Annotated in this window: 18 protein-coding genes; 9 read left to right on the top strand and 9 right to left on the bottom strand. The window is 60.4% G+C overall.

Annotation, left to right across the window (positions count from 1 at the left end; all coding sequences use genetic code 11):
- Positions 1–466 precede the first annotated feature (466 nt).
- A complete protein-coding gene (locus AB4Z11_RS06955) occupies positions 467–2,767 on the bottom strand; it encodes an alpha-amylase family glycosyl hydrolase (RefSeq protein ID WP_442023775.1) in 2,301 nt (766 codons plus the stop codon).
- 264 nt (positions 2,768–3,031) lie between these two features.
- Between AB4Z11_RS06955 and AB4Z11_RS06960 the strand changes: the two genes are divergently transcribed.
- Positions 3,032–3,586, top strand: coding sequence for a PEP-CTERM sorting domain-containing protein (locus tag AB4Z11_RS06960; RefSeq protein WP_442023777.1), 555 nt, complete (start codon positions 3,032–3,034; stop codon positions 3,584–3,586).
- 11 nt (positions 3,587–3,597) lie between these two features.
- Here the strand turns inward: AB4Z11_RS06960 and AB4Z11_RS06965 are convergent, their stop codons facing one another.
- Genes AB4Z11_RS06965 through AB4Z11_RS06975 form a run of 3 tightly spaced genes read right to left on the bottom strand, consistent with a single transcriptional unit; the run spans position 3,598 to position 5,174 of the window.
- Positions 3,598–3,954 (bottom strand): MmcQ/YjbR family DNA-binding protein, encoded by a 357-nt coding sequence (locus tag AB4Z11_RS06965; protein ID WP_442023779.1) that lies wholly within the window; start codon positions 3,952–3,954, stop codon positions 3,598–3,600.
- Positions 3,954–4,613 carry a DUF6445 family protein gene (locus AB4Z11_RS06970; protein WP_442023781.1) on the bottom strand — a complete coding sequence of 220 codons (660 nt, stop codon included), beginning with the start codon at positions 4,611–4,613 and terminating at the stop codon, positions 3,954–3,956. Before AB4Z11_RS06970 ends, AB4Z11_RS06965 begins: the two co-directional genes overlap by 1 nt.
- A gap of 45 nt (positions 4,614–4,658) precedes the next feature.
- Complete coding sequence (locus AB4Z11_RS06975; protein WP_442023783.1) at positions 4,659–5,174, bottom strand: DUF1697 domain-containing protein; 516 nt, start codon at positions 5,172–5,174, stop codon at positions 4,659–4,661.
- A 25-nt stretch (positions 5,175–5,199) separates the two neighbouring features.
- Between AB4Z11_RS06975 and AB4Z11_RS06980 the strand changes: the two genes are divergently transcribed.
- The gene (locus AB4Z11_RS06980; protein ID WP_442023785.1) at positions 5,200–5,484 is read left to right on the top strand and encodes a 2Fe-2S iron-sulfur cluster-binding protein; all 285 of its coding nucleotides are present in this window, start codon (positions 5,200–5,202) and stop codon (positions 5,482–5,484) included.
- Here AB4Z11_RS06980 and AB4Z11_RS06985 read toward each other — a convergent pair.
- Positions 5,430–6,089: a TetR family transcriptional regulator gene (locus AB4Z11_RS06985; protein WP_442023787.1), complete on the bottom strand. Its 660-nt coding sequence runs from the start codon at positions 6,087–6,089 to the stop codon at positions 5,430–5,432. The genes AB4Z11_RS06980 and AB4Z11_RS06985 overlap by 55 nt on opposite strands.
- 81 nt (positions 6,090–6,170) lie before the next feature.
- Here AB4Z11_RS06985 and AB4Z11_RS06990 point away from each other — a divergent pair, with 81 nt between their 5' ends.
- Complete coding sequence (locus AB4Z11_RS06990) at positions 6,171–6,836, top strand: O-methyltransferase (RefSeq protein WP_442023789.1); 666 nt, start codon at positions 6,171–6,173, stop codon at positions 6,834–6,836.
- Here AB4Z11_RS06990 and AB4Z11_RS06995 read toward each other — a convergent pair.
- A complete protein-coding gene (locus tag AB4Z11_RS06995) occupies positions 6,833–7,540 on the bottom strand; it encodes a DUF6445 family protein (RefSeq protein ID WP_442023791.1) in 708 nt (235 codons plus the stop codon). The genes AB4Z11_RS06990 and AB4Z11_RS06995 overlap by 4 nt on opposite strands.
- Positions 7,541–7,704: 164 nt before the next feature.
- Between AB4Z11_RS06995 and AB4Z11_RS07000 the strand changes: the two genes are divergently transcribed.
- The 6 genes from AB4Z11_RS07000 (at position 7,705) to AB4Z11_RS07025 (ending at position 12,714) form a co-directional block, all read left to right on the top strand.
- Positions 7,705–8,121, top strand: a complete 417-nt coding sequence (locus AB4Z11_RS07000) for a DUF2141 domain-containing protein (RefSeq protein WP_442023793.1) — start codon at positions 7,705–7,707, stop codon at positions 8,119–8,121.
- A gap of 10 nt (positions 8,122–8,131) precedes the next feature.
- Positions 8,132–9,613, top strand: a complete 1,482-nt coding sequence (locus tag AB4Z11_RS07005; RefSeq protein WP_442023795.1) for a carotenoid oxygenase family protein — start codon at positions 8,132–8,134, stop codon at positions 9,611–9,613.
- A 9-nt stretch (positions 9,614–9,622) separates the two neighbouring features.
- Positions 9,623–10,783 (top strand): sensor histidine kinase, encoded by a 1,161-nt coding sequence (locus tag AB4Z11_RS07010; protein WP_442023797.1) that lies wholly within the window; start codon positions 9,623–9,625, stop codon positions 10,781–10,783.
- The gene (locus AB4Z11_RS07015) at positions 10,768–11,535 is read left to right on the top strand and encodes a LytR/AlgR family response regulator transcription factor (RefSeq protein ID WP_442023799.1); all 768 of its coding nucleotides are present in this window, start codon (positions 10,768–10,770) and stop codon (positions 11,533–11,535) included. Before AB4Z11_RS07010 ends, AB4Z11_RS07015 begins: the two co-directional genes overlap by 16 nt.
- Before the next feature lie 219 nt (positions 11,536–11,754).
- Positions 11,755–12,147, top strand: coding sequence for a response regulator (locus tag AB4Z11_RS07020; RefSeq protein ID WP_442023801.1), 393 nt, complete (start codon positions 11,755–11,757; stop codon positions 12,145–12,147).
- 27 nt (positions 12,148–12,174) lie between these two features.
- Positions 12,175–12,714: a PEP-CTERM sorting domain-containing protein gene (locus tag AB4Z11_RS07025; protein ID WP_442023803.1), complete on the top strand. Its 540-nt coding sequence runs from the start codon at positions 12,175–12,177 to the stop codon at positions 12,712–12,714.
- 88 nt (positions 12,715–12,802) lie between these two features.
- On the opposite strand, the gene AB4Z11_RS07030 is transcribed toward AB4Z11_RS07025, so the two are convergent.
- The 3 genes from AB4Z11_RS07030 to AB4Z11_RS07040 all read right to left on the bottom strand — a co-directional run.
- Positions 12,803–13,222, bottom strand: a complete 420-nt coding sequence (locus AB4Z11_RS07030; protein ID WP_442023805.1) for a hypothetical protein — start codon at positions 13,220–13,222, stop codon at positions 12,803–12,805.
- Positions 13,223–13,278: 56 nt separating this feature from the next.
- Entirely contained in the window at positions 13,279–13,596 is a 318-nt protein-coding gene (locus AB4Z11_RS07035; protein ID WP_442023807.1) for an SMI1/KNR4 family protein, read from the bottom strand.
- A 42-nt stretch (positions 13,597–13,638) separates the two neighbouring features.
- The coding region (locus tag AB4Z11_RS07040; protein ID WP_442023809.1) for a hypothetical protein at positions 13,639–13,827 on the bottom strand (189 nt) is incomplete at its 5' end.

A 13,827-nucleotide genomic window follows, 5' to 3' on the forward strand; every position in this document is an offset into this window, starting at 1 on the left:
GGCTCAGCCTGTGGCTCAGCCTGTCACAGGCTTTATGGAAGCATCCCGGCGGAATGGCAACACATTTAAAACTCAGGTTGACAGGTCACGGAAGAGTTACTTGCGTCTGCTACCTCGGCTGGCAGGAGGGTACTCCCGCTCGGGGCAAGCGCTGCCGCCGCAAGCCAGGGGAACGCCGTCAACGGCAAGCTCCAGGCTGGGTTCAGGACGGGCGCGCATGGCAGCGCAGGACGCGCGCAGGCGCGACCGCGAAGGCCGGTGGCGGAGTCGCCGATGTTCAGTGGGGGTCAGCAGGCGCAAGAACCTTCTCCTTTTCGGTACGAACCGGGGAGCGGGGGTTCGTTGGGCTGAAGGGGCGCGGGGTGTGGGGCCATACAGCCAGAACGGCAGAGTATACTTCATGCCGCGCGGAAAATTCTCGCCAATACTTCCTGCTGGAAAAATTTTCCCGCGCGGCGCAACACTACTATTTTGCAATCAGCAGCAGGACGCCGCGGCCGCAAATGCCGTACACATAGTTCTCACCGCCGATGAAGTCTTCGGCACCCGGCGTACGCACCTGGCCCGCGCCTTCCGCCCAGCCGCAGCTGTCCGTCACGCGATACCAGCTCTTGCCGTTGCCCGGCCATGGCAAGGTAAAGTTCACGCTGGCGCTCCAGGCGTTGTAGGCGACATAGATGGCGGAAGCCGTATCGCCCAATTCGCTGCCGTCGATGCGCCAGGCGATGGCGTGGTTGTTGGCGTCGTTGAAGTAGGTGGCGTCGGCGACGCTGCCATCCGGCTTGAACCAGCGCAGCTGCTCCATCACGTTCCCGTTGTTATCGACCGAGGAATAGAAGTTCGCCGGCCGCAGCGCCGCATGGGCTTTGCGGAAGGCCACCAGGCCTTTGGCGAAAGCCTGGAAATTGCTCTGGTCCGTGGTCCAGCTCCAGTTCTGCCAGGTGGCGGTGGAATCCAGGTTGTAGGGATTGTTGTTGCAGTTGATGGAGCGCAGTGCTTCGTCGCCGCCAACGATCATGGGCGTACCGCCGGACAGCAGCATCAGCGCCAGGCCGTTACGCGCTGCCTTGCGCTGGTCCGCCGCGATACCGCCCTGGTCCCAGCTATTGTTATTGTCCTCGCCGCCGTCGCTCGGGCCGTACGGCCAGGCCTGGCTGTTGTTCTTGGTATTACAGCTGTAGAGATCCTTGAGCGTGAAGCCATCATGAGCAGTAAGGAAGTTCACCGAGTTCCACGGCTTGCGGCCATCATCGCCATACAGATCGGAAGAACCGGAGAAGCGCGTCGCCATGGTGCCCGTCGTGACAGCCGCCACACCCAGCTTGTTCTGGCTCTGGCGCACCATGTCGCGGTACATGCCGTTCCATTCGGCCCAGCCGACCGGGAAGCCGCCCACCTGATAGGAATTGCCGCCGATGGCCCAAGGCTCGGCAATCAGGTCGACACCGCTGCCGCCGCCGGCAGGACGCGGCGGCAGTTCGGCCACGATGCGGTTCAGGGCATTGCCGCTGTCGGTCTTGTCGAAGTTGTAGCAGCCATGCTGGCAGGTGTTGCCCAGCACGGAAGCGAGGTCGAAGCGGTAGCCATCCACGCCCAGCGTATCGCGCCAGTAGGCCAGAGAATCGACGATCAGGTTTTGCGCCACGGTGTTGCGGGTGTTGTAGTTGCCGCCGACGCCGGTGTTGTCCCACGGACCCTGGAAGTCGCTGGTGAGTGAGTAATAAGTCGGGTTATCCAGGCCGCGCATGCCGCAGATGTTGTAGGTGGTCTTGTCGCTGCTGTTCCAGGGGCCGCCCTCGCCCGTGTGGTTGTAGACCACGTCGATGTAGACCTTGATGCCGTTGTCGTGGAAGGTCTTCACCATTTCCTTGAACTCGCGGGTCGGGCCGCCGGCTGTCTGGTCGGCGCTGTAGCGGCGGTCCGGCGCGAAGTAGCCCAGGGTCATATAGCCCCAGTAGTTATCGCCCGTATCGGAATTCGGATCGGCATCGTTGGTGTCGTTCTGGGTTTCCTGCACCGGCAGGAATTCGACCGCCGTCACGCCCAGGCTGGCGAGGTAAGGCGCCTTCAGTCCAGCGCCTTTGTATGTGCCGCGATAGGCAGCGGCGATGCTGCTGTCATTCTTCGTCAGGCCGCGCACATGGGCTTCATACACGATGTCGTCCTTGAAGGCGCGCGTGGGCTTGGTGCCGATGGATTGCGTATCGCCCTGCAGCACGATGCCTTTTGGTGCGCTGCTGCCGCTGTCGATATTGCGATACAGGGAACCGCTGGCGTAGATGGTGCTGTTGCTCATCGTCGCCGTGGTCGGATCGTGGCTGATTTCCAGCGCATACGGATCGGTCAGCAGCTTGTTCGGATTGAAGCGGTTGCCGCTGGCATCCACGTCGCTGATGAAGCCGACGGCGGTGCCCTTGGTCCAGCCGGCGTTGTAGGGCCAGTTCGGTCCCCAGGCACGATAGCCGTAGTAGACGGTGCCGGTGATGCCGTAGCCGGCAAGCTGGCTGGCGGTCACGTTCAGGCTCCAGATATTGCCGGCGCCCAGYGTCATCGGCAGGTGCACCTTTTCCTGCTGGCCGGTGGCGGCGCTGTACAGGTAAAGCTCGATGCGCGTGGCGCGGCTGGAGTAGATCTTGAAGTTGATGCTGGACTTGGTGGCGTCGTAGGCGGCGCCGAGGCTACTCGGATTGATGGCGGAATAAGCGGCGGGGCTGGCCAGCAAGGCACAGCCGAGCAGCATCGCGCCCAGGGCAGGACGGAAGTGCATGCGTTGTCTCCTAATTTATGTATTTTTGCTACGGAGTAGCCAGCCGATCCTGCGCCCGGACTAGCGCGAAGTCAATCGCGCGCACGCAACACTTTAGTAGTTTGACTACAAATGACGCCGTGGTCGAGTGTCGGAAATATTTACAGTTTTGCAGCAATGTTTCATGCTTGCGAGAATTTTTTATTACCAATCAAGCATTTATGTTAATTGGCATGTAACTTGCTTTTCCTCGTCGCATTATTTTTGCAAACGAGGAGATCGAGAATGAAACAATTGAAGAACCTGGCTGCTGCCCTGTGCCTTGCCGCTGCACCACTCGCGGCTTTCGCCAGCCCACTGGGACTGGACTGGACCGTCACGCACACCGGCGATATGTACAACGGCGCTGCGAACAGCACGACCGACACCTCCGGCGACCTGCTGGTGTACGGCTACACCTCGCCAGGCAGCCACGGCGTGTTCAATCAGCACTATGAGTTCACGACTGTTGCGGCTGACGATGGCGTGCTGAACCTGGAACTGGACTGGAGTTCTTTCGCTGCCTGGTACCACTCGTACACCAGCCTGTACCTGAAGACCGACGATGGCCTGAAACTGCTGTCCACTAACAACTGGGCGAACCACGACAAAATCTTCACCTCGCTGAACGTCACCGCCGGCCAAACCTGGGGCTTCGTAGTCGACGCCGGCAACAACGACCTGAATGGTTCCGTGAATGGCTTCCTGGGCGTGAACGCCGTACCTGAGCCGATTTCGCTGGCCCTGTTCGGTCTGGGCGCTGCCGCCCTGGGCGCCGCACGCCGCCGCCGCGCAGTGTAAGACGGCTCTCTTCAGCCGTTAATGGCGCGCTGCTGCGCCTTGCTTAGGCTGGAGAGCGCTTTGTTGTAGGACCAGGTCACCAGCTCCGCGAGGTAGTCCGCCGGAAAGCGGTGTACTTCAACGACAGTGACCCAGTGATAGCGCGCCATGTAGCGCGCGGGCTTCACGCCCGGCATGCCGGTCAATTCCAGGAAGCGGTCCGGCGTGACGCGGAAGCTGAAGCGCCAGCGTTCCGGTTCGCTGGTCTTGAAGTAAGCGAAGGTCTTGCCGCCGACTTTCATGCTCAGCACATTCACGGGCGGCGCATGCAGCAATTCCGTGGCGCCCTGCAAACCCAGGCAATACGCCTTGACGGCATCGACATCCATCAGGCCATCCAGAAGAAAACGACTGTCAGGCGCTTGTCTGTGTGGTCGAAACCGAAATAGCCGCTGGCGGAATGAACCAGGTTGGCGCGGTACAGCAGGATGCGGTTGAAGCGGTTTTCAACGCGTACGTCTTCCTGCCAGGCGTCGAGCGGCAAGCCTTTCACGCCAAGCGCTTCACGCAGATTGGTATGTGGCGGCATGCACAGATTGCCACCCAGCGCGCCGTTTGCATGGCGCTGGCGGTAGAAGGACGTGCCGCAATCCGGGTCGGGATCGGGCGTCAGATAAATCACGCAGGCATAGCGGCACAATTTGCGCGAGTCGGTGTGCGGACGCGCACCGGAATCGGCCATGCCCACCAGTTGCGCGTAGTTGTGATTCAGCGAGGTGCCTTCCGGCGTGGACTCCAGCCACAGCTTCTTCGCGCCCGTCACCTTCTTCACCCATGCTTCCACGTAATCCAGCTCGGACGGCAGCAGCGCCTTTGGCGAGCGCTTGCCTGGCCACGGTTCGTTGGCATAAGGCGCGCCCAGTTCCCAGTATTGCTGCGTGTAGCAACGCTCGGAGATCTCCTCCGCATTCGGCAGGAAATTGTCTTCGACCCAGTAGTCGCGCCCCAGCTGGGGCTTGCGATAAGTCAGATTGGGCAGCTTCTGCATGGCGTCGGCGGTGCTGGATAGTGGGAGCTGAAGGATAGCACTGCTTTAAGCCGCCGCACACTTGCGCACCGTATCCCAGGTGCGGGTTGTGATCTCGGAGCCAAAAGTTTTTTCAATCAGGCGCATGAAGACCGGACCATCGGCACTGGGAACGTAGGCCGAGAACACCTCCTTGCCCTGCACGCACACAATCTGGGCACCGCTCATATTCACCGGCAGCGCCGTCTTTGGCTGTGGCGTATCGCGCAGGAAGCTCACCACCCGCTTGGCCTCCGGCGGTACGCCGTGATCCGCGTAAGGGTCGCCCGCCAGTATCGCATTCAAATGCTGCGATGAGCGCACGATGGTGTAGAAGCTGCGGCCCAGCACCTCCTGCATCGCCTTCTCGGCCTTGCGTTCCAGCGCGCTCTCCGTGCTGGAGCGTGCATCAAAGGCCACATTGCCGCTGGAGAGCAGCGTCTTCACGTTGGTAAAACCCGCGTGCTCAAACGCGGCCTTCACTTCCGGCATTTTGGCATTCATGGGACTGACACCGCGAAGCAGCGCGACGTAACGAGGCATGTAAAATTCCTTGCTGGAGGTGTAAATGTTTAAGGTAGCAGTTGAACCAAGGGGATTATCGTTCGAGACGGACGAGGAATCCACTCTCTTGATATCGGCCCTGCGTGCAGGCCTGACGATGCCGCATTCCTGCCGCAATGGCACCTGCCGCACCTGCATCTGCAAGCTGCGCAGCGGCAGCGTGCACTATCGCATTGAGTGGCCGGGCCTGAGTTTCGACGAAAAGAACGACGGCTACATCCTGCCCTGTGTGGCTTACGCGGACTCCGATCTGGTTCTCGACGCGCCCGCCGCGAGACTGGTGAGATAAGCGCATAGCATATCGGCCATGGCATCCGAATAGGTGCTGATTTCCTTCACGGTGCGCGGCTTCTCCGAGAAATCCTTGCCGACTGCGCTGAGCGTAGTGGTCACCAGATCACCAGCCAGGGCGCGTTTGGCAGGCGCGACATGCGGCAGGACCTCCTTCATGAACGCTTCGATGGCGTGGTGGCCGGCGTCCCTGGCCTGCGTCGCCTCAGGCGCATCACGGTAGAACGGCGCAGCATCGTCCAGCGCCGTACGTACCTCGGCTTCATCGCACTCGGACCTGACGAAAGCGTGGACCAGCACACGCAGCCTTTCCAGCGGCGGCTTTTGCGCATCCTGCAGGATAGCGCACAGCATGTCCGTGGTCTGCTTCCACTCGTCGCTTTGCAGCCGGAACAGAATCGACGCCTTGTTCGGGAAGTATTGGTAGATCGAGCCCACACTCACTCCGGCCCGCTCCGCGACCCGCGTGGTGGTGAACCGGTGGGCACCCTCTTTGGCCAAAACCTGAATAGCTGCTTCAAGAATCGCTGAAACGAGTTCGGTCGAGCGGACCTGTTTCGGCTTGCGGCGCGAGGAAATGGGGGCTTTCTGGCGGTCGGTCATGGTCGGTGTCGGTAACGCGAATATGAAATGTGAAGGATTATTCATATTATTACCGCTCTTACTTCAGAAAGGAATCACCCCATGACCACCCTCACCACTTCACCTGTTGCGCCCCTGCTGCACAACCTGTTCGAAGAGGCCGACGCAATGAGTCCGCTGAACGTTCCAGCCCTCGCAGCGCTGTCCCGCGACGAACATGAGCGCCTGATGCGCAGCAAGACCGAGTATCTGGACCTGTACGAACAGCTGAAAGACGTGCCGCTGCCCGTGTCGCGCGAAACCGGCAAGCTGCTGTACATGCTGGCCCGCAGCAGCAAGGCACAAACCGTCGTCGAATTCGGCACGTCCTTCGGCCTTTCGACCCTGCACCTCGCCGCGGCGCTGCGCGACAACGGCGGCGGGCAGCTGATCACCACCGAGTTCGAACCATCCAAAGTCGTGCGCGCACGTGAAAACCTGAAAGCGGGTGGCCTGCTCGACCTGGTCGAAATTCGCGAAGGCGACGCATTGCAAACGCTGGCGTCCGATCTGCCGGAGCAAATCGACCTGCTCCTGCTCGATGGCGCCAAAGCGCTCTATCCGGAAATCCTGGACCTGGTGGAAAGCCGCCTCAAGCCCGGCGCGCTGATCGTCGCCGACAACGCCGATTACGCGCCGGACTACATGGCCCGCGTCCGCGCGCCAGCAGGCGGCTACCTGTCGATCCCGTTCGCGGAAGACGTTGAGCTGTCGATCAAGCTGGCTTAAATGCCCGCCAGGCGATAGCGCATGAAGGCATTGATGGTCAGCCGTCCGCGCGCTGGATCGACATCCAGCAAATCGGGCGCGTCAATCTGGCCGGAATGGAAGATGGTCGCGTCGTAGAAGATGGCGCGGTTCCAGGCTGCGGGGACGGTGCAGATCTTTTCGAAGTAGCGCCCGTCGCCGTTGAAGTAGCAGGGTTCCGCGCCAATCACTTTGCTGAAAGCCGTGTTTTCCATCATGCGCGCCTGGTACAGCAGAAAATCAATCTCGTCGGGATGGCGCATCGCGCGGTAAAAACTGGTGCCGCCCATGCGCGCATCCTCGAACAAATACATCACCGATGCCACGGCGCCCTCGCCCGGCGCGCACGAACGGGCGTCGCGGTGGYAGATGCGCTGCTGCGGCATAAGCTGATCCGGCGGCAGGGTCACCAGCGACATGCGCGTCGCCATGCCCAATAACTCGCCGCCGCCAAAGGCCGGCAACAGGTGCTGGGCGACATGCTGGTGCAGATGACGGTCGAACTCCGACGTCATCGGCTGTTCAATGCCGGGATAGCAGTTGACGGGCGCTGCGGCAAACTGCCCGCGCCGGGCAATCGCTGCCTGCACCATGTGCTGCGGCTCGCTAAAGAAGTTATCCACGACCAGGCAGAACCGGTCGTCACCCAGCGGGACTCGCTGTATCAGTGGTTGAGGATTAAACATTTCACAAATTGTATACAAGAACCAGCCGCTTGGTGCACCTCGGCAGCAAATCGCGAACGCGGTGTGCAATTCGCGCCGCCTGGCGGTCGATTCGTCGCAAGCCCGCACGGCGCTACGGTAGGCGGGTCAAGATGCAGCTATCGCAAACACCAAGGAGAAAAGCCGTGAAGCYGTTTCCCCAATACCTGATCGCCGCTGCCTTGTTAGCCAACGGCATGGCATATGCAGCCGACCTGACCATCGATGTGACGGGACTGAAGAATGCCAAGGGCAAGGTGCTGGTCGCCGTATATGACCGCGCGGAGGGCTTCCTCAAGCAGCCAGCCCGCGTTGCTGCCGCCGATGCGCAGGAAGGTAAGGTCAGTGTGGCCATCCTCGGTCTGCCTGCCGGCGACTACGCTTTTACCGCCTTCCACGATCAGAACGGCAACGGCGCGCTGGATAAAAACCCCGTCGGCATGCCGGTCGAACCCTATGGTTTCAGCAATGACGCGGTAGGCCACTACGGACCTCCCAGCTTTGACCAGGCCCGCGTGCACCTGTCTGAAGAAGGCAGCGTAGCCACCATCAATCTGCACTAAGGAGAAGACCATGGACAGGCGAAACTTCCTGCGCGGCTTAGCGGCAGGCGGCACGATGCTGGCGATTCCAGCGTGGGCGCGTGCAGACGAAACCAGGGATGCTTATCTCGCGAGCCTGGCCGGCAATCCGCGCCTGGCCGCGCTGAAGGGCGCCACCGCCGATATCAGCACGGCAGCGGCCATCGAAGGGCGTTGGCCGGCCGAACTGCGCGGCACCTTCTATCGCAACGGGCCGGCACGGCTGGAGCTGGGCGGCGAACGCTATCACCACTGGTTCGATGGCGACGGCATGGCACAGGCATGGCACATCAGCGGCGGCAGCGTGCAACACGAAGGGCATTTCATCCGTACCCAGAAATATGTCGAGGAATCGGCTGCGGGCCAGTTCCTGTACTCGGCCTTCGACACCGATGTGCAGCGCCGCCATCTGGCCAATAACGACACGGCCAATGCCGCCAACACCAATCTGGTGCCGCATGCCGGCAAGCTGTATGCGCTGTGGGAAGGCGGCTCGGCGACGGAGCTCGATCCGGGCAGCCTGTCCACCCGCGGCATCAAGACCTGGCGCGATGATCTCGCCGCCATGCCTTTCTCGGCGCACCCCAAAATCACACCTGACGGCGTGCTGTGGAATTTTGGCTTGGTGCTGGGCGCCRACAAGCTGCTGCTGTGGCGTGTCGATGCCAATGGCGCTCTGGGAAAATTCGGCATGATCGATGTGCCGCAGCTGGCAATGGTGCATGACTTCGTCGTGACCGCACGCTATATGGTCTTCCTGGTGCCTCCGATCGACCTGCATCGCGGCGAGCACACGACCTATCTCGGGTCGCATGTGTGGAACGGCTACCGTCCGATGCGCGCCGTCGTAGTCGACCGCGCCGACTTCACCCTTCGCCGCATCATTGAAATGCCGGCCGCGATGGCGATCCACCTGGGCAATGGCTGGGATGAGGGCAATACCATTCGTCTGGATGCCTGCGTGGCCGCAGACGACAGCGGTATTCGCGGGCTGGGCGCCGTCATGCATGGCGAAACCATCCATCGGGCGGAGCCGGACACGGTGCTCATCACGCTCGATCTGACGCGCGGCACCGCGCGCAGCGAAACCTTGCTGCGCCGGACGGAATTCCCGCGCGTAGCATCAGCCGATATCGGCAACCGTTATCGCCAGCTCTTCGTCACGACCAAGGATAAGGCAACCCAGTTTGGCATGACGGGCATCGCGCGCATTGACGTCGAGAGCGGCCGCACGGATCGCTTTGAATACGGCCTGGATTGGATCGCGGAGGAGCACATCCCGGTAGCCAAGGCATCGGGCAAAGGCCAATGGCTGCTTGGCACAGCTTACGACGTACGCAAACAGCAGACCGTGATTTCGGTCTTCGATGGCGCGCACCTGGCGCAGGGTCCTGTGGCGCGGGCGCGTCTGCCTTATGCCGCGCCGCTCTGCTTCCACGGCAATTTCCTTGCCGCTTCAGCATTGCCTGTTTAGACTCACGCCATGACCAAATCACGCGCCGACACCGTCAGTGAACATCCGCTTGGACAAATGCCCTTGCTCCGCACATGGCGGCCGGGCCTGGTGCGCGATTTGGTCTATACCTTCATCCTCGGCGTCGGCTTCTGCCTGTTCTTTTTTGTGCTGCAGGCGTATAGCATGCCGAAGGAGCGGCTTGTCGAGCAACTGTGGGGCGATTTCCTTATTGCGATGGCGATCTCCTATACCATTCATGGACTATTCGTGCTGGGTGACGCGCTGCTCGGGCGATGGCTGAAGCAAGCCAGGGGCTGGCGCCGCGCTACCTATTACACGGCCCTGCCGACAGCAGGTGTCTTCGGCGGCTACTTCATCGGCATCGTTCTTCTCAACCCCACGGCAGCGCGCCATAACATCTTTACGCCCAGCGTGGTGCAAAGCTTCGCCGTTGTTGCGGTCCTGGTGTCCTGCGTGCTGATGTTCCTTTACCTGATGCGCGAACGCGAAATGGCCGCCAAGGAGCGCCTGGCCGCCGAGCAGCAGCGCGCACTGGAGTCCGAACGCCGCGCACTGGAAGCGCAGCTGCGCATGCTGCAGGCTCAGATCGAGCCGCACTTCCTCTACAACACGCTGGCCAATGCAGTCGGCCTGATTCAGCCTGCACCCGATCGCGCCCGCCTGCTATTGGAACGCCTGATCGACTACCTGCGTGCCACGCTGGCCGCAAGCCGCTGCAATGACACGCCATTGCAGCGCGAGATCGATACGATCACCGCCTATCTGGAGTTGATGAAGCTGCGCATGGGCGATCGCCTGCGCTACCGTATCGAACTCGCCGGCGCTGCGGCGCGCTTGCCGCTGCCGCCGATGCTACTGCAGCCGCTGGTGGAAAACGCGATCAGCCACGGTCTGGAGCCAAAGATCGCCGGCGGCGAAATCGTGCTGGAGGCAAGCATCGAAGCGCGCCATCTGTGCATCGTCATCAGCGACACCGGCGTCGGTTTCCGCAGCACTGCATCCAGCAAGCCTGGCGGCGGTGTGGGCCTGTCCAATCTGCGCGAGCGCATCGCGGCGCTGTACGGCCGCGATGGTAACTTGAGCATCACCGAAAATTCCGCGGGCGGCGTCAGCGTAACCTTGCGCATTCCGATATCGACTACAGGAGAGACATGCACACCGCATTGATCGCAGACGACGAGCCGGTGCTCGTTGATTTTCTCAAAGCCGAACTGGCCGAGCTGTGGCCGGAGCTGAAGATCATCGCCACCGCGGGCAATGGCATTGAAGCGCTAAGCCTGATCGATGAACTGTCGCCATCGATCGCCTTTCTCGATATCCGCATGCCGGGCCTGACCGGGCTGGAAGTCGCGAGCAAGCTACAGGGCACCAAGGCCGCGCCGCATGTGGTGTTTGTGACGGCCTACGATCAGTACGCAGTGGATGCCTTCGAACGCGAAGCGGCGGACTATCTGCTCAAGCCGCCAACCCGCGAGCGCCTGGGCCGCACTGTCGAAAAGCTCAAGCGCCAGCTGGCCGGATCGGTCGAAGCGCCACTCGCGCCAGACCTGTTCGCGCGCCTCGCCGCCGCGCTGGGTCAGGCGCCAGCAACGCCCCGTCTCGACTGGATTCACGCGGCACACGGCAACGAAACCCGCCTGATCTCGATCGACGAAGTGATCTACTTCGAAGCCAACGACAAATACGTGTCCGTGTTCACCGACGCGGGCGAGTCGCTGATCCGCACACCGCTCAAGGAGTTGATCGATGGACTGGACGCCAGCCGCTTCTGGCAAGTGCATCGCGGCACCGTGGTGGCAATCAAACACATCGAAGGCACAAAGCGCGATTTCCGTGGCCGCACGCTATTGAAGTTGAAGGCACGCTCCGAGGAATTGCTCGTCAGCCGCGCGTACCTGCACCTGTTCAAGCAAATGTAAGCCGGTTGCGCCGATGCAACTTGAAGTCAATAAATTGTTGATGCGTTTAGGTAATTTGCTAAAATCCGAATTGTCTTCTCGACCGTTCAACCGGCCTAATCCCGCCCGCTGACGCCTGTCCCGCCTCCTCCAGCGGGAACTCCAGATTCTTCCCCCCTCAAATCCGGGCTTTTGACATCGCCGATCTCGACTGATTGGCGCAAAAAAACGGTAACAACGATGGCTACCCAAGTATTCATTATCGATGGCGCTGAAGCCACGCGCGCACTGATGCGCATGGTTTTACGTGACTCAGCTTTTCACATTGCAGGCGAAGCAGGCTCGTTGGAAGCGGCGATGCAAAAGGCTTCTTTGCAAGAGGCCGACATGCTCATCCTCGACGGCGACTCGCGGAACGGCGTCATTGCGGAGGATATCCCGCGACTGAAAGCACTCTGTCCGGATCTGGTGATCGTGGTCGCTTCAAGCCGTCGGGATGCCGACAGCGTTCAGTCCGCGCTCCAGCAGGGAGCAACGGGCTACGTCATCAAGCCGTTCACTGCAGGCGCTTTGGAAGACAGCCTGGTCCGCGCCTGGCGTCGCGCCGGCAGCCGGGCCAAGGCCGTTTGCTGAATAACGCATAACTATCGGAGAAAGATCATGTTCAAAAAACTCATTGCGCTCACCCTGCTGGGTATTTCGGCCACTGCAGCGCAGGCCGGCGTCATTGACCTTGCTTCCGGCTCGACCGGCGTCATCAAGTGGAAAAACGGGGGCGCCGTCCAGGAATTTCTGGGCAACGGCAATCTCGTCACCGTCACCGTCGCACAAAAGTCCACGGTCGATTTTTCCATCGACGACACCGGCCAGCCCGGCGTGACGTTCAATCTCTTCCTGGACGGAGCCTCGACCGCGCTAACACCCTCCAACGCCGGCTCGCACTATGAATTCTTCGACGACATCCTGCTGAATGCCGGCTCCCACTATTTCACCATCTCTGTGCTGGGCTCAAACGGTGCGGGCCAAGTGAAGAACGCAAGCTTCACCGCCCCCTTGGCATTTGCCAGCGCCGCCGCTCCCGCCCAAAGCGCCGCAGTGGCCGAACCTGGCACGTTGGCCCTGCTGGCCGTAGGCACCATTGGCCTTTTCGCGATGCGCCGTCGCGTCGCTGGAAGCAAAACCTCGCCTCCGGCAAAGTGATGATTCCAAGTTCGAGGCGGGAAACTCACGGTCGACAACTTCATCGTTGTCGATGACCGTCGGTTACCGCCCCCCCCATTGCGGACTGTCAGAATTCTTTTGTCACATCGACTGAATCGCCTGCTACGTGGAGATGGTACGACTCATAGCCCTGCTCATCAACGGTCAGAATCAAAGCTCCCAAATCTCCAAACTGGAGCCATAACTCATTATTTGGAAGACGCTCGACCCGCGTGATTGATTGGCCTAAGAGTGGCAAGAGATAAGCTGCCGGTGCGGCCAAATCTTGGTTGTGAGCTTTCACAACTGCGCCACTCGTGGGGCGGTACTCAAATCCCGCCTCAATTTCGATGCGGGCTCCGTTGCCGTACTTGGGGCTATTTGCCACCAATATCTTGAGCTGAATGAAGCTGAGCATCAGATAATGACGGCCAATTGATAGATTGCTTAACTCCTGCCCCACCAATTCGGTGAGTGGAAAATCTAATGGTATCGATAATCCGGGCATACGTCGGACTGGGTTCCTAATCGTGGTCGAACACTTTACGAGGCCGCTTCTGGCCGTCAACGTACGAATCGTTCTGCCAATGATTGAAAATTATCGGCCACACGAATTGCGCGATCGGATGCCATGCCAATCATCCGTAGCATATACACGATGCCAGACGCATCGAATGCTAGCACTTCCCCACCACCATTTCCCGCAAATGCAATAAAACCCGGAGCGAGCGCCTCGACATCGATGTCCCGATTATGCCCAGGAATCTCTTCTATCGTCCAAAGCGCAACGTAGCTTGGTGGATCTTCGTCGGTCGTAAACCCCTCAAAGGCACCATTGGCATTGAGGTATTCGACATACTGACTACGTATTTCTGGAAGCAAGAAATTCTCGTACGATTTTTTTGGACCGTCTGCAACTGGCCGTTAAGAGGCAACTCGGGCTAACGCAACAGACGACACTAAAGAGGAATCATCATTTGCGAGTAATCTGAGCACTTCAATTGGAACCTTTGCGTTATGCGCGATTGCGGCGCGAACAGTTTCGTCCGGGTCACGTGCAAGACGATCAAATAGTTCTGAGCTGAGCTTCCGTTTTACTGCAACGGCATAGCG

It is taken from the genome of Pseudoduganella sp. RAF53_2, from assembly GCF_052113985.1.
Classification (GTDB): Bacteria; Pseudomonadota; Gammaproteobacteria; order Burkholderiales; family Burkholderiaceae_D; genus Rugamonas.

Excerpts from the sequence above, each read along its gene's own strand:
- AB4Z11_RS06960 (WP_442023777.1), top strand. The coding sequence starts at position 3,032 with ATGAAACAATTGAAGAACCTGGCTGCTGCCCTGTGCCTTGCCGCTGCA.
- AB4Z11_RS06965 (WP_442023779.1), bottom strand. The coding sequence starts at position 3,954 with ATGGATGTCGATGCCGTCAAGGCGTATTGCCTGGGTTTGCAGGGCGCC.
- AB4Z11_RS06970 (WP_442023781.1), bottom strand. The coding sequence starts at position 4,613 with ATGCAGAAGCTGCCCAATCTGACTTATCGCAAGCCCCAGCTGGGGCGC.
- AB4Z11_RS06975 (WP_442023783.1), bottom strand. The coding sequence starts at position 5,174 with ATGCCTCGTTACGTCGCGCTGCTTCGCGGTGTCAGTCCCATGAATGCC.
- AB4Z11_RS06980 (WP_442023785.1), top strand. The coding sequence starts at position 5,200 with ATGTTTAAGGTAGCAGTTGAACCAAGGGGATTATCGTTCGAGACGGAC.
- AB4Z11_RS06985 (WP_442023787.1), bottom strand. The coding sequence starts at position 6,089 with ATGACCGACCGCCAGAAAGCCCCCATTTCCTCGCGCCGCAAGCCGAAA.
- AB4Z11_RS06990 (WP_442023789.1), top strand. The coding sequence starts at position 6,171 with ATGACCACCCTCACCACTTCACCTGTTGCGCCCCTGCTGCACAACCTG.
- AB4Z11_RS07010 (WP_442023797.1), top strand. The coding sequence starts at position 9,623 with ATGACCAAATCACGCGCCGACACCGTCAGTGAACATCCGCTTGGACAA.
- AB4Z11_RS07015 (WP_442023799.1), top strand. The coding sequence starts at position 10,768 with ATGCACACCGCATTGATCGCAGACGACGAGCCGGTGCTCGTTGATTTT.
- AB4Z11_RS07020 (WP_442023801.1), top strand. The coding sequence starts at position 11,755 with ATGGCTACCCAAGTATTCATTATCGATGGCGCTGAAGCCACGCGCGCA.
- AB4Z11_RS07025 (WP_442023803.1), top strand. The coding sequence starts at position 12,175 with ATGTTCAAAAAACTCATTGCGCTCACCCTGCTGGGTATTTCGGCCACT.
- AB4Z11_RS07030 (WP_442023805.1), bottom strand. The coding sequence starts at position 13,222 with ATGCCCGGATTATCGATACCATTAGATTTTCCACTCACCGAATTGGTG.